This window comes from Sodalis sp. RH20 (assembly GCF_047324205.1).
Lineage (GTDB): Bacteria > Pseudomonadota > Gammaproteobacteria > Enterobacterales > Enterobacteriaceae > Acerihabitans.
This window is the reverse complement of the sequence record NZ_CP178733.1, coordinates 2,891,651-2,908,469: the sequence shown is the minus strand read 5'-3', so window position 1 is coordinate 2,908,469 and position 16,819 is coordinate 2,891,651. Positions and strand designations below refer to the sequence as shown.

Annotated in this window: 16 protein-coding genes; 14 read left to right on the top strand and 2 right to left on the bottom strand. The window is 59.7% G+C overall.

Going from position 1 to position 16,819, the window contains the following annotated elements:
* Nucleotides 1-52: 52 nt before the first annotated feature.
* On the bottom strand, nucleotides 53-3,736 hold the full coding sequence (gene rne, locus ACL2XM_RS13370) for a ribonuclease E (protein ID WP_413733138.1): 3,684 nt from the start codon (nucleotides 3,734-3,736) through the stop codon (nucleotides 53-55).
* Nucleotides 3,737-4,299: 563 nt separating this feature from the next.
* On the opposite strand from rne, the gene rluC reads away from it, so the two are divergent.
* Nucleotides 4,300-5,256 (top strand): 23S rRNA pseudouridine(955/2504/2580) synthase RluC, encoded by a 957-nt coding sequence (gene rluC, locus ACL2XM_RS13365; RefSeq protein WP_410015759.1) that lies wholly within the window; start codon nucleotides 4,300-4,302, stop codon nucleotides 5,254-5,256.
* Nucleotides 5,257-5,317: 61 nt separating this feature from the next.
* Here the strand turns inward: rluC and ACL2XM_RS13360 are convergent, their stop codons facing one another.
* Complete coding sequence (locus ACL2XM_RS13360; RefSeq protein WP_410015758.1) at nucleotides 5,318-5,923, bottom strand: Maf family protein; 606 nt, start codon at nucleotides 5,921-5,923, stop codon at nucleotides 5,318-5,320.
* A 139-nt stretch (nucleotides 5,924-6,062) separates the two neighbouring features.
* Here ACL2XM_RS13360 and yceD point away from each other — a divergent pair, with 139 nt between their 5' ends.
* The 13 genes from yceD (at nucleotide 6,063) to ACL2XM_RS13295 (ending at nucleotide 16,549) form a co-directional block, all read left to right on the top strand.
* On the top strand, nucleotides 6,063-6,584 hold the full coding sequence (gene yceD / locus ACL2XM_RS13355; protein WP_331122489.1) for a 23S rRNA accumulation protein YceD: 522 nt from the start codon (nucleotides 6,063-6,065) through the stop codon (nucleotides 6,582-6,584).
* Nucleotides 6,585-6,601: 17 nt separating this feature from the next.
* Nucleotides 6,602-6,772 carry a 50S ribosomal protein L32 gene (gene rpmF / locus ACL2XM_RS13350; protein ID WP_162364591.1) on the top strand — a complete coding sequence of 57 codons (171 nt, stop codon included), beginning with the start codon at nucleotides 6,602-6,604 and terminating at the stop codon, nucleotides 6,770-6,772.
* A gap of 15 nt (nucleotides 6,773-6,787) precedes the next feature.
* Nucleotides 6,788-7,822: a phosphate acyltransferase PlsX gene (gene plsX, locus ACL2XM_RS13345; RefSeq protein WP_410015757.1), complete on the top strand. Its 1,035-nt coding sequence runs from the start codon at nucleotides 6,788-6,790 to the stop codon at nucleotides 7,820-7,822.
* Nucleotides 7,823-7,828: 6 nt separating this feature from the next.
* On the top strand, nucleotides 7,829-8,782 hold the full coding sequence (locus ACL2XM_RS13340; protein ID WP_410015756.1) for a beta-ketoacyl-ACP synthase III: 954 nt from the start codon (nucleotides 7,829-7,831) through the stop codon (nucleotides 8,780-8,782).
* A gap of 21 nt (nucleotides 8,783-8,803) precedes the next feature.
* Entirely contained in the window at nucleotides 8,804-9,733 is a 930-nt protein-coding gene (gene fabD, locus ACL2XM_RS13335) for an ACP S-malonyltransferase (protein WP_410015755.1), read from the top strand.
* Between the two features lie 14 nt (nucleotides 9,734-9,747).
* Nucleotides 9,748-10,482 (top strand): 3-oxoacyl-ACP reductase FabG, encoded by a 735-nt coding sequence (gene fabG, locus ACL2XM_RS13330; RefSeq protein WP_413728669.1) that lies wholly within the window; start codon nucleotides 9,748-9,750, stop codon nucleotides 10,480-10,482.
* A gap of 154 nt (nucleotides 10,483-10,636) precedes the next feature.
* Nucleotides 10,637-10,873, top strand: a complete 237-nt coding sequence (gene acpP, locus ACL2XM_RS13325; protein ID WP_011410921.1) for an acyl carrier protein — start codon at nucleotides 10,637-10,639, stop codon at nucleotides 10,871-10,873.
* Nucleotides 10,874-10,954: 81 nt separating this feature from the next.
* Complete coding sequence (fabF, locus tag ACL2XM_RS13320) at nucleotides 10,955-12,196, top strand: beta-ketoacyl-ACP synthase II (protein WP_410015753.1); 1,242 nt, start codon at nucleotides 10,955-10,957, stop codon at nucleotides 12,194-12,196.
* Between the two features lie 81 nt (nucleotides 12,197-12,277).
* Complete coding sequence (pabC, locus tag ACL2XM_RS13315) at nucleotides 12,278-13,078, top strand: aminodeoxychorismate lyase (RefSeq protein WP_410015752.1); 801 nt, start codon at nucleotides 12,278-12,280, stop codon at nucleotides 13,076-13,078.
* 12 nt (nucleotides 13,079-13,090) lie between these two features.
* Nucleotides 13,091-14,107: an endolytic transglycosylase MltG gene (gene mltG / locus ACL2XM_RS13310; RefSeq protein WP_413733136.1), complete on the top strand. Its 1,017-nt coding sequence runs from the start codon at nucleotides 13,091-13,093 to the stop codon at nucleotides 14,105-14,107.
* Nucleotides 14,097-14,738: a dTMP kinase gene (gene tmk, locus ACL2XM_RS13305; protein WP_410015750.1), complete on the top strand. Its 642-nt coding sequence runs from the start codon at nucleotides 14,097-14,099 to the stop codon at nucleotides 14,736-14,738. Before mltG ends, tmk begins: the two co-directional genes overlap by 11 nt.
* On the top strand, nucleotides 14,735-15,739 hold the full coding sequence (holB, locus tag ACL2XM_RS13300; RefSeq protein ID WP_410015749.1) for a DNA polymerase III subunit delta': 1,005 nt from the start codon (nucleotides 14,735-14,737) through the stop codon (nucleotides 15,737-15,739). Before tmk ends, holB begins: the two co-directional genes overlap by 4 nt.
* 12 nt (nucleotides 15,740-15,751) lie before the next feature.
* Nucleotides 15,752-16,549 (top strand): metal-dependent hydrolase, encoded by a 798-nt coding sequence (locus ACL2XM_RS13295; RefSeq protein ID WP_413722432.1) that lies wholly within the window; start codon nucleotides 15,752-15,754, stop codon nucleotides 16,547-16,549.
* Nucleotides 16,550-16,819: the final 270 nt, after the last annotated feature.

Below are 16,819 nucleotides of genomic sequence, written 5' to 3'. Positions count from 1 at the left end.
GGCGGAAGTTGCATTATAAAAAAACCCGCCGCAGCGGGTTTGGATGGCAATATCAGTCGTCGTCCTTCGGCGTTGGCCGGGTCGCCGGGGCGGCGGCCTGATTTGCGGCCGCGTGGCCGCCCGCCGAACCGCGTCCCTCGAACCGGTACTCCGGACGCTGCCACTGCTTCACAGGCTCGGGGGCCGGGCTGTAAACGGGCGCAGGGGCCTTGGTCATGGGGGCGCTGACATGCTGTTTAAGAATGGGCTGCGCCTTGTCGTCTTCTGGCTGGCCTTCCTGCTGTCCGTTCGGGATAGCGGGGGCCGGTTGCGGTTGCCCGTCGGCAACGGGCGTCGGCGCCGCGTGGGCCGATTGCGCCCCGGCGGCGTCCGCCGCCGGGGATGCCAGGGCCGGTTGCGTATCGGCGACGGTAGCGTGCGGTGCCACCGGGGCGCTGACCAGCGGCGCGGCTTCCGCTACTTGGCGTGGCGGCGACAGACGCGATACCTGCAAGGCGGCAATGATATCATCGGAAAGCAGGACAACGGCCGGTTGGCTCGCGACAGCCGGCGGCGTTACGCTTGCCGGCTGTTCCTGTTCCGTCAGATCCGGGGCCAGCGTGGCAAACGACGCGGCGTCGGTATCCGCCACGGACGCGGCCGGTTGGGCTGCGGCCAGGGTGTCCTGCGCCACGCCGCGATCTTGCGCCTGGATGACATCGGGTACCTCATCGGCCGCCGCCAGTTGGGCCGGGGTCGGCTCAAGCGGAACCAGGGTCGCCGCGGGCAATTCCTGCGGCGCCAGGGCGTCGGTGGTGGCGACGCCTGCCGGCCCGGCGACGGTGCTGCTGTCGACAATGCTGTCGAGGGCGCTGGCCACGTCGCGGTCACGGGTGTGCTCGTTGCCGCCGCCCTGGCTGCCGGTAGCATCGGCGACCTGTGGCGGCGCGGTGTTTTCCGCCCCCGCCGTGGTCGGTTCAGGCAGCGGCATGACGTTTACCGCGGTCGTCGCGACAGGTTCCGGCAGTTCCGTCACCGTCGACGGGTTTTGTTCAAAACGTTCGACAGGCGTGATGGGATAGCTGATCCAGACCTTGCCGGACGCCATCTCGGGAGAGGCCACCGCGCCGCTGAGCGGCATCGGCGATTGCCCAAGATAACGCTCGTCACGATAACGGCGGCGACGCTGGCCGCTGACCCGCAAATGGCGCGGGGAGCGGCGCGAACGGCGGGGCAGGCCCGCTTCGTTGCCGTTGCGGCCTTCCTGCGCGCTGTTGTCCAGCCCTTCGGGCGCCGGAGCGTCCTCGGTTTGGAACATGATGTCAGGGGTCGGCGCGCTGCCGGCCTGGAACTTGATATCCGGCTGCGAGCCGGTGTCTTCGCGGACGCTTTCGCCTGCGGCGGCGACCTGCGTAACGTCGGCCGCGTCATCGGTGACCCGCACTTTCTGGGACAGATTGCGACGCTGGCGGCGCGGAACGATAGGCGTCGGTTTATCGTCATCGTTCACCGGTTCGGCCAGGGCTACGGCTTCGGGCTCGATCATCTCGGGCTCAGCCTCAACCTCAACCGGCAGGGGTTTGGCTTCCTGCGGCTGGCGCTTGTCTTCCTGGCGACGGCGCGGACGATCGGCGCGCGGTTCGCGGCGTTGCGTCTGCTCCTCCTCGGTCTGCGGCTTCTCGGCTATCACGGCGTCAAGCATCTCGGTCTCGACCGGCGCGTTCTGGCGTTTGCCTTTACTACGCGCATCGTCACGGGGTTCGCGGCGTTCGCGCGGTTCACGGGGCTCACGCGCTTCACGCGGCTGGCGTCCTTCCTGCGGCGCGCGCTGCTCACGCTCGCCGTTGCGATCGCGGCGGACATTCTGGCGGCGCTGGCCGCGGCGATCCTGCTGCTGGCGACGCGGCGCCTCGGCGGGTTCGGCTACGGCAGGGGTCTCTTCCTTCGGCAGGACCGGTTCGGCGGTTTTTACCGAGGTATCTTCCTCAGGATCGCTAAACCAGCTTTTTAGGCGGTTTACCGCGCGGCTGAATAACCCGGCGGAAGCCGGCTCAGCGGATTTTTCGGGCTTGGCGACGGCCTTGACGCCGGTTTCCCGGGCTACCGGCGCGGGTTCCTCAATCACCGGCTCAGGCGACATCGGCGGCGAATCCGGCATAACGAAAGCAGCCAGCGCGGGTTGTTCAGGCAGCTTACGCTCGGCCGCCGGTTCTTCGGACGGCTGGGCCATTTCCGCTTCGTGCAGTTGCGGCAACAGATAGCTCAGGGTTGGCGCTTCTTCGCCCTTGCGCACGCGCAGCACCGCGTAATGCGGGGTTTGCATTTGATCGTGCGGCACGATAATCGCCCGCACGCCGCCCTGGCGGCGCTCGATGGCGTTGACCGAATCACGCTTTTCATTGAGCAGGTACGAGGCAATCTGCACCGGCACGATGGCATGCACCTCGTGGGTATTCTCTTTCAGCGCCTCTTCTTCGATAAGGCGCAGGATGGATAGCGACAGCGACTCGTTATCACGAATGGTGCCGGTACCGCCGCAACGCGGGCAGACATGGTGGCTGGATTCACCCAACGACGGGCTCAGGCGCTGGCGCGAGAGTTCCAGCAAACCAAAACGCGAGATGCGGCCGATCTGGATGCGCGCGCGATCCTGGCGCACTGATTCACGCAGGCAATTTTCCACCTCGCGCTGGTGACGCACGGGGGTCATATCGATAAAGTCGATAACGATAAGGCCGCCCAGGTCGCGCAGGCGTAATTGACGGGCTATTTCGTCGGCGGCTTCCAGGTTGGTGTTAAAGGCGGTTTCCTCGATATCGCCCCCGCGGGTGGAGCGGGCGGAGTTGATATCGATGGCGGTCAGCGCTTCGGTGGTGTCGATAACGATGGAACCGCCGGACGGCAGGCGCACTTCGCGCTGGAAGGCGGATTCGATTTGCGATTCAATCTGGTAATGGCTGAACAGCGGAATTTCGCCGCTGTACAATTTAATTTTGCTGCTGAAGTCGGGGCGGCCGAGGGAGGCGATATGTTCTTTCGCTTTTTCGAGCACCTTGGGATTGTCGATCAGGATTTCGCCGATATCCGGACGCAGATAGTCGCGGAAGGCGCGCACGATGACGTTGCTTTCCTGATGAATCAGGAAGGGCGCGGGACGTCCTTCGGCGGCTTTTTTAATCGCTTCCCAATGCTTGATGCGAAACGCCAGATCCCACTGCAGCGCATCGGCGGATTTACCCACGCCGGCGGTACGGACGATAAGGCCCATGCCGTCGGGGAGTTCCAGCGACGACAGCGCTTCCTTCAGCTCAGTGCGATCGTCACCCTCGATACGACGGGAGATGCCGCCGGCGCGGGGATTGTTCGGCATCAGCACCAGATAACTGCCGGCCAGGCTGATAAAGGTGGTGAGCGCGGCGCCTTTATTGCCGCGTTCTTCCTTATCAACCTGGACAATGACTTCCTGCCCTTCACGCAGCACGTCCTTGATATTGGGGCGGCCGTGGGAGGCGTATTGCGCGGGAAAATACTCGCGTGCAATTTCTTTCAAGGGAAGAAATCCGTGTCGCTCGGCGCCGTAATCGACAAACGCCGCTTCAAGACTTGGCTCAATTCGGGTGATTTTACCCTTGTAAATATTAGCTTTTTTCTGTTCATGACCCGGGCTTTCAATATCCAGATCATACAGCTTTTGGCCATCTACCAGAGCAACGCGCAACTCCTCTTGCTGAGTCGCGTTAATTAACATTCTCTTCATCTTAACTTACTCTTTTTTATGCATTGGCATCAGAGCTGCGGGCAAAAAAACGCATGACCGGGCGATAACCGACGGCCCCGTGACTTGTCGCGAGCCGTCAACCTCACGGTTGTCGCTCGCAGAGGGGCGCATTGTTTCGGTAGCCTGTTTTCAGAGAGAAAGACAGCGCATTTACAGCGGGAATAGCGTCTGATAACGGTCGCCAGAACGAATTCCTTTTGCCGGCCAAGCTGCAATCCGCAGCCCGCTAACTGCCTGATTAATCACTACGTCTTACGCCATTGCTGCGTGTATGGTTGATCAGGCAAATTTAAAAATTCCACGATTTCTCGCCTTTAACGGGCGCAGAGTGGAAAGTTTATGCATTATTCCACCGCTGACACCTATATAGCAAGGCGACTTTACCTCTTGGCAACAAGATTCCGACTTATGGTTACATTTCTGCCTGGCCTGCCTGCTGCGTAGCCGAAATCCACCCGAAAAACTTTTTTACCAATTAAAGCACAGTTAAGCACAGAAAAAGGAGTGGCGCTATGCTGGCGGTATATTTAGAATCGCGTCCCATGAATGAAAATAATGCAGGCGTACAGTTTATAACCGTTTCCGCGGATGAAGCAGGCCAGCGGATCGACAACTTTTTGCGTACCCGATTAAAAGGCGTACCGAAGAGCATGATTTATCGTATCGTGCGAAAAGGGGAAGTGCGGGTCAATAAAAAACGGGTCAAGCCCGAATACAAGCTGCTGGACGGCGATGAGCTCAGGATTCCGCCGGTGCGTCAGTCCGCGCCGGATGAAAACACCGTTTCGCCGCTGCTGGACAAAGTGGCGGCGCTGGCGGAAGCGGTTCTGTATGAAGACGATCACCTGCTGATTTTAAACAAGCCTTCCGGTACGGCGGTGCACGGCGGCAGCGGCTTAAGTTTCGGCGTCATTGAAGGGCTGCGCGCGCTGCGCCCCGATGCCCGGTTCCTGGAACTGGTTCACCGCCTGGATCGGGATACGTCGGGTGTGCTGCTGGTGGCCAAAAAACGATCGGCCCTGCGTTTACTGCACGAGCAGCTGCGCATGAAAGGCATGCAGAAGGACTATCTGGCGCTGGTCGCCGGAGAGTGGCCGTCGCAGACCAAGACGGTCAGCGCGCCGTTGTTGAAAAATATCCTCGCCAGCGGCGAGCGCATCGTGCGGGTGGGCAGCGACGGCAAACCCTCGGAAACGCGCTTCAAGGTAGAAGAACGTTTTGTGCACGCCACCCTGGTAAAAGCCAGCCCGGTGACCGGCCGCACGCACCAGATACGCGTCCATGCCCAATATGCCGGCCACCCGATTGCCTTTGACGATCGTTACGGCGACGCGCAATTTGATCAACAGCTCAAGGGATCGGGCCTGCACCGGCTGTTTTTACATGCCGCGGCCCTGCGCTTCGATCATCCCGCCACCGGCGAGACCATGCGCATAGAGGCGCCGCTGGATAAAGGCTTGCGCCATTGCCTGGTTTACCTGCGCGCCAACGATAAATAAGGCGGCGCGCAGGAAATGGGGCGACGGTATCGCCATCCCGCCGGCGATTGCTGCGGCCCTGCTAGCGCAAGCGCGCCTGCGCGTCCGTGAGCAGGGGATTGATGCCCTCGTTGCGCAGCATCCCGCCAAGCGCAATCAGGGGCAGGCCGATCAACGCATTGGGATCGCGCCCTTCCAGCGCGTCGAACAGGCTGATGCCCAGCCCCTCGCTTTTGAAGCTGCCCGCGCTGTGCAGCGGCTGGTCCAGCGCCACATAACCCGCGATTTCCGCCTCGCTCAGGGTGCGAAAAGTGACATGAAAGGGTTCTACCGTACGCTGGATCCTGCCCGTCAGGCTGTTAAGCAGCGCCAGGCCGGTATAAAACGTCACGCGCCGGCCGCTGGCTTGCCGTAGCTGGCCGACGGCGTTTTCGTGCGTATGGGGTTTGCCGGTAATGCGGCCTTCAAGCACGCAGCACTGATCGGAGCCGATAATCAGATGAGCGGGGTATCGGCCGGCCAGCGCACGGGCTTTGCCCTCGGCCAGGCGCAGCACCATGTGGTCTGCGGATTCGTCCGCAAGCCTGGTTTCGTCGATGTCCGGCGCGATGGCGATAAACGGCAGGGTTAATTTTTCCATTAGCGCCCGGCGAAACGGCGACGATGAAGCCAAGACAATTTTGCACATATTTTTTCATCCAACGATGGCGTATTTCCGTGCGTCATTTTAAACTGTTCGCCGCTTCGGAAGCGAATATTGATAAAGGCAGGTAAATATGGCCTTTTTCTTTGACTCTATGCCGTTACAAAGTTAATATGCGCGCCCTATGCAAAAAGTAAAATTACCCCTGACTATCGATGCGGCCCGTACTGCACAGAAACGCCTGGACTATGCTGGTGTCTATGCGCCTGAGCAGGTAAAGCGTATTGCCGAATCCGTGGTAAGTGTGGATAGTGATGTTCAGGCGTCGTTGTCATTTAATATTGATAATCAGCGCCTGGCGGTGATCGATGGCAGTGCGGACGTAGCGGTGACGCTGCTGTGCCAGCGCTGCAACCAGCCGTTCGCGCATCAGGTGCACACGACATTTTGTTTCAGCCCGGTTGTCACCGACGAACAGGCTGAGGCATTGCCGGAAGCGTATGAGGCGGTTTATGTCGATGGTTTTGGCGAGATAGACCTGCTGGCAATGATTGAAGATGAAGTTATTCTTTCGCTGCCGATCGCGCCGGTTCATGATACTGAACACTGTGAAGTGTCCGACGCGGAGCAGGTGTTCGGCAAGCTGCCGTCCGAGGTTGAAAAACCTAACCCGTTTTCCGTATTAGCCAGTTTAAAGCGAAAGTAATTTAAGGAGTAAGGTCCATGGCCGTACAACAGAATAAACCCACCCGTTCTACCCGTGGCATGCGCCGTTCACACGACGCGCTGACCACCTCTACCGTATCAGTGGACAAAGTCTCCGGTGAAACCCACCTGCGTCACCACATCACCGCCGACGGTTTCTACCGCGGTCGCAAAGTTATCGCCAAGTAATTCCAAGGCGATACATTGATACGTCTAACCCTGGCGTTAGATGCTATGGGCGGCGACTTCGGTCCCGCCGTGACAGTGCCTGCTGCATTGCAGGCACTGGCTTCTCATCCGCAATTAGCATTGCTGCTTGTCGGCAGTCCCGCTGCGATAAATCCTTTACTGGCAAAAACTGATTCCGTTCTACTTGAGCGATTGACGGTTGTTCCCGCCGAATCTGTTATTGCCGGTGACGCCAAACCATCCCAGGCCATCAGGGCCAGCCGCGGCACCTCAATGCGCATCATGCTTGAGCTGATCAAGGATGGAAAGGCCCAGGCCTGTGTCAGCGCCGGCAACACCGGGGCGTTGATGGGGTTGGCGATAATGTTGCTTAAACCGCTGGACGGCATCGAGCGTCCGGCGTTGATGACCGTGCTGCCGCACCAGCAGCGGGGCAATACGGTCGTGCTGGACCTCGGCGCCAATGTGGCATGCGGTGGCGAGATGCTGGCCCAGTTCGCCATTATGGGCGCGGTGATGGCGGAGGATATCGTGGGCGTGGCTAACCCGCGGGTGGCGCTGCTTAATATCGGCGAGGAGGAGACCAAGGGTCTCGATAATATCCACCAGGCCGCGGCGATACTGAGAAGTATTCCGTCAATCAACTATATAGGTTATCTTGAAGCCAACGAGTTGCTGACAGGGAAGACCGATGTGCTGGTCTGTGATGGGTTTGTCGGCAACGTCACATTAAAGACCATGGAAGGGGTGATAAGACTTTTTCTGTCTTTGCTTAAATCCTCAGGGGACGGCGGCAGGCAGGGTTGGCTGATGAAACTTGTCAAACGCTGGGTGAAAAAACGCCTCGCGCGCCAATTCGGCCATCTTAATCCTGACCAATATAATGGCGCTTGCCTGTTAGGTTTGCGTGGCACGGTGATCAAAAGCCACGGGGCGGCGAATCAGCGCGCGTTCGCTGTCGCTATCGATCAGGCAATGCAAGCGGTGGAGCGGCGGATTCCCGAGCGGATTGCCGCTCGCCTAGATGCGGTATTACCCAAGAGTGATTAAGCGTACATGTATACAAAGATTCTCGGTACCGGCAGTTATCTGCCGGCACAAATAAGGTCGAATGCGGACCTGGAAAAAATGGTCGATACCTCCGACGAATGGATCGTAACGCGTACCGGTATTCGTGAACGCCGTATCGCCGGGGTGGATGAAACCGTTTCCACCATGGGTTTCATCGCCGCGCAGCGCGCGCTGGAAATGGCGGACGTCGAGGTGGGCAAGATCGGTTTGATCATCGTCGCCACCACCTCGTCGAGCAATGCCTTCCCCAGCTCGGCGTGCGAAATCCAGCATCATCTAGGCCTTCGGGACGCCATCTCTTTCGATATGGCCGCGGCCTGCGCCGGTTTTGCCTACGCCCTGAGCGTGGCGGATCAATATGTTAAACACGGCGCGGTGGATTATGCGCTGGTGATCGGCTCCGATACCCTGAGCCGCACCCTCGATCCCAGCGATCGCGGTACGCTGATCCTGTTTGGCGACGGCGCGGGCGCGGTGCTGCTCGGCCGCTCCGAACAGCCTGGCATTTTATCGACCCATTTACACGCGGACGGGCGCTATGGCGATCTATTGACCCTGCCGTACCACAGCCGCATCGATCCGACGGCCCCTGCGTTCCTGACCATGTCGGGCAATGAAGTGTTCAAGGTGGCGGTGACCGAACTGGCCCATATCGTCGATGAAACCCTGAACGCCAATCAACTGGACCACTCGGCGCTGGACTGGCTGGTGCCGCACCAGGCCAACCTGCGTATCATCACCGCCACGGCAAAACGCCTGAGCATGAGCATGGATAAGGTGGTGGTGACCCTGGATCGGCACGGCAATACCTCCGCCGCCTCCGTACCGCTGGCGTTGGACGAGGCGGTGCGCGACGGCCGTATTAAGCGCGGGCAGCTGGTGATGCTGGAGGCGTTCGGCGGCGGCTTTACCTGGGGCTCGGCATTGATTCGGTTTTGAATTAACAGGAATTAAAAAAAAATGACAATATTGGCAATGGTATTCCCGGGCCAGGGATCCCAGACCGTCGGTATGCTGGCGGAACTGGCGGCACAATTTCCGCTGGTTGAGGCCACCTTCGCAGAAGCGTCCGCCGCTTTAGGTTATGATCTCTGGCAGATGACCCAGCAAGGCCCGGCGGAAGAGCTGAATAAAACCTGGCAGACACAGCCGGCGCTACTGGCGGCCTCGGTGGCCATCTGGCGCGTCTGGCAGCAGCAGGGCGGACAACAGCCGTCATGGCTGGCCGGCCATAGCCTGGGCGAATACTCGGCGCTGGTCTGCGCGGAGGTGCTTGATTTCGCCCAGGCGGTGCGGCTGGTGGAACTGCGCGGCAAACTGATGCAGGAAGCCGTGCCCGCGGGTATCGGCGCCATGTCGGCCATTATCGGCCTCGACAATGCCGCCATTGAGCAGGCCTGCCGCGAGTCGGCGCAGGGACAGGTGGTGTCGCCGGTGAATTTCAATTCTCCCGGACAGGTGGTTATCGCCGGCCATAAAGAGGCGGTCGAGCGCGCGAACGCGGCCTGCAAGGCGGCCGGCGCGAAGCGTGCGCTGCCGCTGCCGGTCAGCGTGCCTTCGCATTGCGCGTTAATGAAACCCGCGGCGGATAAGCTGGCGCTGGCATTGGCGGACATCGCCTTTTCCGCGCCTAGGGTGCCGGTGGTGAATAATGTCGACGTGGTGGCGCAGACGGATCCGGACGCGATACGCCTGGCCCTGGTGCGCCAGCTGTATAATCCGGTACGCTGGACTGAAACGGTGCAATACCTTGCCGCGCAAGGGGTCGACCAGGTGCTGGAAGCGGGGCCGGGCAAAGTGCTCACCGGCTTGACCAAACGCATCGCCGACACCCTTTCCGGCGCGGCGGTAAACGATCCGGCGTCGCTGGCAGCGGCGCTTGGGCAATAATCATGGGGAATGCAATGAGCTTTGAAGGTAAAATCGCCCTGGTCACCGGCGCCAGCCGCGGAATCGGTCGCGCTATCGCTGAATTGCTGGCCGAACGCGGCGCAACAGTCGTAGGCACGGCCACCAGCGAGCAGGGCGCCGACGCCATCAGCGCCTATCTGGGCAACCGGGGCAAAGGGCTGCAACTTAATGTCTCTGACATCGCATCCATTGATTCTCTTTTAGAGAAAATGCGCGCAGAATTTGGCGAAGCTGATATTTTAGTGAATAATGCCGGAATCACGCGTGATAATCTTCTGATGCGCATGAAAGAAGACGAATGGCAGTCTATCCTTGATACAAACCTGACATCCGTTTTCCGCATGTCCAAGGCGGTAATGCGCGCGATGATGAAAAAGCGTTACGGCAGAATCATTACTATCGGTTCTGTTGTAGGCTCTATGGGTAACGCCGGGCAAGCGAATTATGCCGCCGCCAAAGCCGGATTGATCGGTTTTAGCAAATCGTTGGCCCGTGAAGTCGCCTCGCGCGGCATTACGGTAAACGTGGTGGCGCCCGGTTTTATTGCGACTGATATGACTGATGCGTTGACAGATGACCACCGTGCGGACATTTTGTCCCGGATTCCGGCAAATCGTCTTGGCGATCCGAAAGAAATTGCCAGTGCTGTTGCTTTTTTCGCCTCTGACGAGGCGGCATACATTACCGGTGAAACGATACATGTCAACGGCGGCATGTATATGCTGTAAAAAGCACGAAAATCATTTGCGTTATTTGTGGTAAACACCGCAAAATAGCATAAAATCGTGGTTTGACCAGCCGGGATTTAGTTGCATCTTTTTCAACATTTTATACACTACGAAAACCATCGCGAAAGCGAGTTTTGATAGGAAATTTAAGAGTATGAGCACTATCGAAGAAAGCGTTAAGGCAATCATCGCTGAGCAACTGGGTGTTAAGAAAGAAGAAGTCGTAAACAATGCTTCTTTTGTCGATGACCTCGGCGCTGATTCTCTCGACACCGTTGAGCTGGTAATGGCGCTGGAAGAAGAATTTGATACAGAAATTCCGGACGAAGAAGCTGAAAAAATCACTACTGTCCAGGCAGCTATTGATTTTATTCAGGCAAGCCAGCAGTAAGCGAACATCCCTAGGCGGTCATTCGACCGCCTAAGTTTTTTGTCCCACACAGTGTCTTTTTTCCCTCCTTGGAGGACAAGCGTGTCTAAGCGTCGAGTAGTTGTGACCGGACTTGGCATGTTGTCTCCTGTCGGCAATACCGTAGAATCTACGTGGAGCGCGCTCCTAGCCGGACAGAGTGGCATCGGCCCGATCGACCATTTTGATACTACTGCCTATGCAACACGTTTTGCTGGCTTAGTGAAAAATTTTAATTGTGAAGATTATCTGTCGCGCAAAGATGCGCGCAAGATGGATATTTTCATACAGTACGGCATTGCGGCCGGCATCCAGGCCATGCAGGATTCCGGCTTGGTGGTCACCGAGGAAAACGCGCCGCGTATCGGTGCGGCAATCGGCTCGGGCATCGGCGGGTTGGGATTGATTGAAGAAAATCATACCGCCCTGGTGAATGGCGGACCGCGCAAAATCAGTCCTTTTTTTGTGCCTTCCACCATCGTCAACATGATAGCCGGGCACCTGACCATCATGTGCGGACTGCGCGGACCAAGTATCTGCGTGGCGACGGCCTGTACCACGGGTGTGCACAATATCGGCCATGCCGCCAGGATAATCGCCTATAACGATGCGGATGTCATGTTGGCCGGTGGCGCTGAAAAAGGCAGCACGCCCTTGGGCGTCGGCGGTTTCGGCGCCGCGCGCGCGCTGTCTACCCGTAATGATAACCCGCAGGCGGCCAGCCGCCCCTGGGATCGTGACCGTGACGGCTTTGTGCTGGGCGACGGCGCCGGCGTCATGGTGCTGGAAGAGTACGAGCATGCTAAAAAGCGCGGCGCGAAAATTTACGCCGAAGTGGTGGGTTTTGGTATGAGCAGCGATGCCTATCATATGACCTCGCCGCCGGAAGACGGCGCGGGGGCGGCGCTGGCCATGGTCAACGCCCTGCGTGACGCGGGCATCACCCCGTCGCAGGTCGGCTATATCAACGCGCACGGCACATCCACGCCGGTGGGTGATAAAGCGGAAACCTACGCGGTGAAATCCGTGTTCGCCCAGGATGCGTACAAGGTCATGATCAGCTCCACGAAATCGATGACCGGGCATTTGCTGGGCGCCGCCGGGGCGATAGAGTCTATTTTCAGCATACTGGCGCTGCGCGATCGGGCTATTCCGCCCACCATTAATCTGGACAACCCTGACGCCGAGTGCGATTTGGATTTTGTGCCCCATGAAGCTCGTCAGGTGCCTGGAATGGAATATGCATTATGCAACTCATTCGGTTTCGGCGGCACCAACGGGTCACTGGTATTCCGCCGGATATAATCGTAGAGTGATGCCTAATGGCCCGTTTATCGGGCCATTTTTTTATCATTGCCGCATCGGCGACCGCTTACCAGGTGAACTATGTATTGGATCAACGGAAAACCCCGGCGCCAATTGCCCGTAAACGATCGCGCCACCCAATTCGGCGACGGTTTTTTTACCACCGCGCGCATACGCGCGGGTGCGATCGATTTACTGCCCTACCATCTGGACCGGCTGGCCGAGGCCGGCGAGCGGTTGTTGTTTGCGCCGCTGGACCGCGGGTTATTAACCAGCGAAATGCGCCGGGTGGCGGAACTCCGACAGCAAGGCGTGCTCAAAGTACTCATCAGCCGCGGCAGCGGCGGCCGGGGGTATAGCGCGGCCGGTTGCGATGCGCCGTTACGTATTATGTCCCATACGGCCGCGCCGGCGCATTATGTCGCCTGGCGCGAAAGCGGCGTCAGCCTTGCCCTGAGTCCAGTCAGATTGGCCCGCGGTCCGCTATTGGCCGGCATAAAGCACCTTAACCGCCTGGAGCAGGTATTAATCCGCGCTCACCTGGAACGGGATGCCGTCGCCGAGGAGGCGCTGGTGCTTGATACGCAGGGTTTTATCGTTGAATGCTGCGCGGCGAATATTTTCTGGCGCACCGGGGATCGGGTTTATACACCGGCGCTGACCCATGCCGGCGTGGCGGGGGTTATGCGGCGTCATATCATGCACCTGCTTGCGGCCTCGCCGTTCAGCCTGCAACAGGTCGAGGCGCCGGCCGCCGCGCTCGATGACGCCGAGGAAGTGATCATTTGCAATGCGCTGATGCCGGTATTGCCGGTCAACCGTATCGCGCAGCGCCGCTATCCCGCCAGGGCCCTGTTCGACTTCGTCAGCCCGCACTGTTAACTGAGTTATTGCATGAAAAAAACGTTTTTTATCGCCATTATCCTCCTGCTGGCCGCTGGCATCGCGTTTTGCCTGTACCAGGTCAAGCATTTCGCCGCGTCGCCGCTGGTCATTAAACAAGAGACTATTTTTACCTTGCCCGCCGGCACCGGGCGCGAGGGGCTGAAAACCGCGCTGCGCCAGCAGCATATCGTCAAGCGTACCCGCTGGCTGCCGGCGCTGTGGCAACTGGAGCCGGAGCTGGCCAGCTTCAAGGCGGGCACCTACCGGTTTATACCCGGCATGACGGTGCGCCAGACGCTGGCGTTATTAGCCAGCGGCCGGGAAGCCCAGTTTTCCATCCGTTTTGTCGAGGGGTCCACGTTTAAGGAGTGGCTGGCCATCATCGCCAAGGCGCCTTACCTGAAACATACCCTGGACGGGGTGGCGGCGGATCAGGTAGCCGGCCTGCTGGGCCGGGAGCCATCGTCCACGCTGGAAGGGCGCTTTTATCCCGATACCTATCTGTATACCGCGCAAACCCCCGATATCGCTTTGTTAAAGCGCGCGGGACAGCGGATGGATAAAACGCTGGATGAAGTCTGGCGGGACAGGGCGCCGGGACTGCCGTATAAGACGCCGCTGGATTTGCTGACCATGGCCTCGATTGTGGAAAAAGAGACCGGTGTGGCGGACGAACGCCCCAAGGTGGCCTCGGTATTCATCAACCGCCTGCGCCTGAGCATGCGCCTGCAAACCGATCCCACGGTGATCTACGGCATGGGCGAGAACTATAAAGGTATCATCAGCAAGCAAGACCTGGCGACGCCAACGCCGTATAATACCTATCTGATTACCGGACTGCCCCCCGCGCCGATCGCCATGCCGGGGCAGGCGTCGCTTGAGGCCGCCGCGCATCCTGCCAAGACGTCGTATCTTTATTTTGTCGCCGACGGCAAGGGCGGCCATATTTTCAGCACCAACCTGGCAAGCCATAATCAAGCCGTACAGCAATATCGTGAAAGCGTAAAGGAAAACCATGGACAGTAAATTCATCGTGATCGAAGGGCTTGAGGGCGCCGGGAAAACCAGCGCCATCGCCGTGCTGGTGGAGACGCTCAGGGCCCGCGGCATCACTGATGTGGTTTTTACCCGCGAGCCGGGCGGAACCCCGCTGGCGGAAGCGTTGCGCCGCTTAATCAAGGACGGTATCGACAACGAGCCGGTAACCGATAAAGCGGAACTGCTGATGCTGTACGCCGCGCGCGTCCAGTTGGTGGAGAATGTGATCAAACCCGCGCTGGCGCGTGGCGCGTGGGTAATCGGCGATCGCCACGATCTCTCATCCCAGGCTTACCAGGGCGGCGGCCGCGGCGTGGATCCGCAACTGCTGACGGCGCTGCGCGACCTGGTGCTGGGGGATTTCCGCCCCGATTTAACCCTGTACCTGGATCTCCCCCCGGCCATTGGCCTTCAGCGCGCGCGGGCGCGCGGCGAGCTTGATCGCATCGAGCAGGAGTCGCTGGCCTTTTTTGACCGCATCCGGGCGCGTTACCAGGCCCTGGCCGCGGCGGATGCGCGCATCGTTACCATTGACGCCAGCCGTTCGCTGGCGCAGGTTAGCGACGCGCTGCGCGCCAGCCTGAACCGCTGGCTGGACGCGCCGGAGTCCCGGCCGTGAAATGGTATCCGTGGCTGAATACGCCCTACCGGCAGATTCTCGCCCGCTATCAGGAGGGCAAGGGCCATCACGCTTTGCTTATCCATGCGCTCAAGGGCAGCGGCGTGTCATCGCTGTTCTATGCCCTGAGCCGCTGGCTCATTTGCCAGCGGCCGGACGGCATCAAAAGCTGCGGCCATTGCCACAGTTGCCGCCTGATGCTGGCCGGCACCCACCCCGATTTTTATCAGCCCGAACCGGAGAAAGGGCGGTTGAGCCTGGGGGTGGATAATATCCGCCAGATTATCGACCCGCTCTACCATCATGCGCAGCAGGGCGGGGCCAAGGTGGTCTGGTTGCCCCACAGTGAAATACTGACCGAGCCGGCGGCCAACGCATTGCTCAAGACCCTGGAAGAACCGCCTGACCGCACCTTTTTCCTGCTCGGCTGCCGCGAACCGTCGCACCTGTTGCCCACCCTGCGCAGCCGCTGTCTGTACTGGCACCTGCCGTCGCCGGAAGAGCCGGCCGGCCTGCGGTGGCTCCAGCAGCAGGGCATCACGGCGCAAGAGCAGGCGCGCACGGCGCTGCGGCTTACCAGCGGTGCGCCGGTCGGCGCCCTGGAGCTTCTGCAGCCGGGCCGCTGGGCGGAACGTGCGGCGCTGTGCGACGGGCTGGGCCGCGCGCTTGCCGACGGCGATTTTCTGAGGCTATTGCCGCTGTTAAACAAGGACAAGGATGACGAACCGGTATACTGGCTGCTCAGCCTGCTCACGGACGCCCTGAAATGGCAACAGGGCGCCGCCGGGTTTATGCTCAACCAGGATCAGCTGGCGCTGGTGGGCGAGCTGGCCGCGCGATTCCAGCCCGGCGCCCTGCATCATCAATTGCAGCAGTGGCTCCAGTGCCGGCGGCAGTGGCGGGAGATTGCCGGTGTTAACCGCGAATTGTTGCTGACCAATCAATTGCTTAACTGGGAAAACGGCGCGCCGGACGGGCGCACCCATCCCTGGACTCTATAAAAAGGTAATGTCATGTTTTTAGTCGATTCCCACTGCCATCTTGACGGGTTGAATTACGAGACCCTGCATCGCGATGTTGCCGACGTGGTGGCCAAGGCCAAGGCGCGCGATGTTCATCTGATGCTGGCTGTGGCCACCACCCTGGCGGGTTTTAGCAAGATGAGCGAACTGATCGGCCAGCGCGACGAGGTGCTGATGTCGTGCGGCGTCCATCCGCTGAATCTGGATGAGCCCTATGATTTTGCCGAACTCAGGCGCCTGGCCGCGGGCGACAACGTGGTGGCCCTGGGCGAGACCGGGCTGGATTATTTTTACCAGCAGGATAATAAGGCCGAACAGCAGGCGGCGCTGCGCGAGCATATCCGCATCGGCCGGGCCGTGAACAAGCCGGTAATCGTGCATACCCGTTCGGCGCGGGAAGACACGCTGGCTATCCTGCATGAAGAACGGGCGGGGGAGTGCGGCGGCGTGCTGCATTGCTTTACCGAAGATATCGCCACCGCCAAGACCCTGCTGGACCTGGGTTTTTATATTTCGTTTTCCGGCATCGTCACCTTTCGCAACGCCGAGGCGCTGCGCGAGGCGGCGCGCTATGTTCCGCTCGACCGGCTGCTGGTGGAGACCGATTCGCCTTATCTGGCGCCGGTGCCGTATCGCGGCAAGGAAAACCAGCCGGCCTATGTGCGGGACGTGGCCGATTTTATGGCCGGCCTGAAAGGCGTGACGGTGGAACAACTGGCGCAGGCCACCACCGCGAATTTCGGCCGGTTGTTTCATGTTGATCCCGCGCGCCTCGCCGCGCATAGTTGAGTCCGGCGGTATTTCCAGCGCGTAATGGGGTGAAATAAACGCGCGCCGGGGCGGGTTGCGGATGTTTTAATCACCTCGCGCGTCATGGCCATGGGCGCCGGTGTCATGGCGCGTTTGGCCGGCGTCAGTGAAACGTGATTATCATCAAACACCCGGCCGGCGATTTATTTTACACTGCGTAATAAATACAACCCCAGCGGTTCATAAGACAAAAAGCCAGCGCAATTTGAGCTCGCGCCCTGGCGCGGGCGGATCCGGCATTATTACTAG

Excerpts from the sequence above, each read along its gene's own strand:
- tmk (WP_410015750.1), top strand. The coding sequence starts at position 14,097 with ATGGACAGTAAATTCATCGTGATCGAAGGGCTTGAGGGCGCCGGGAAA.
- rne (WP_413733138.1), bottom strand. The coding sequence starts at position 3,736 with ATGAAGAGAATGTTAATTAACGCGACTCAGCAAGAGGAGTTGCGCGTT.
- ACL2XM_RS13295 (WP_413722432.1), top strand. The coding sequence starts at position 15,752 with ATGTTTTTAGTCGATTCCCACTGCCATCTTGACGGGTTGAATTACGAG.
- yceD (WP_331122489.1), top strand. The coding sequence starts at position 6,063 with ATGCAAAAAGTAAAATTACCCCTGACTATCGATGCGGCCCGTACTGCA.
- rluC (WP_410015759.1), top strand. The coding sequence starts at position 4,300 with ATGAATGAAAATAATGCAGGCGTACAGTTTATAACCGTTTCCGCGGAT.
- pabC (WP_410015752.1), top strand. The coding sequence starts at position 12,278 with ATGTATTGGATCAACGGAAAACCCCGGCGCCAATTGCCCGTAAACGAT.
- fabD (WP_410015755.1), top strand. The coding sequence starts at position 8,804 with ATGACAATATTGGCAATGGTATTCCCGGGCCAGGGATCCCAGACCGTC.
- acpP (WP_011410921.1), top strand. The coding sequence starts at position 10,637 with ATGAGCACTATCGAAGAAAGCGTTAAGGCAATCATCGCTGAGCAACTG.
- mltG (WP_413733136.1), top strand. The coding sequence starts at position 13,091 with ATGAAAAAAACGTTTTTTATCGCCATTATCCTCCTGCTGGCCGCTGGC.
- ACL2XM_RS13360 (WP_410015758.1), bottom strand. The coding sequence starts at position 5,923 with ATGTGCAAAATTGTCTTGGCTTCATCGTCGCCGTTTCGCCGGGCGCTA.
- rpmF (WP_162364591.1), top strand. The coding sequence starts at position 6,602 with ATGGCCGTACAACAGAATAAACCCACCCGTTCTACCCGTGGCATGCGC.
- fabG (WP_413728669.1), top strand. The coding sequence starts at position 9,748 with ATGAGCTTTGAAGGTAAAATCGCCCTGGTCACCGGCGCCAGCCGCGGA.
- ACL2XM_RS13340 (WP_410015756.1), top strand. The coding sequence starts at position 7,829 with ATGTATACAAAGATTCTCGGTACCGGCAGTTATCTGCCGGCACAAATA.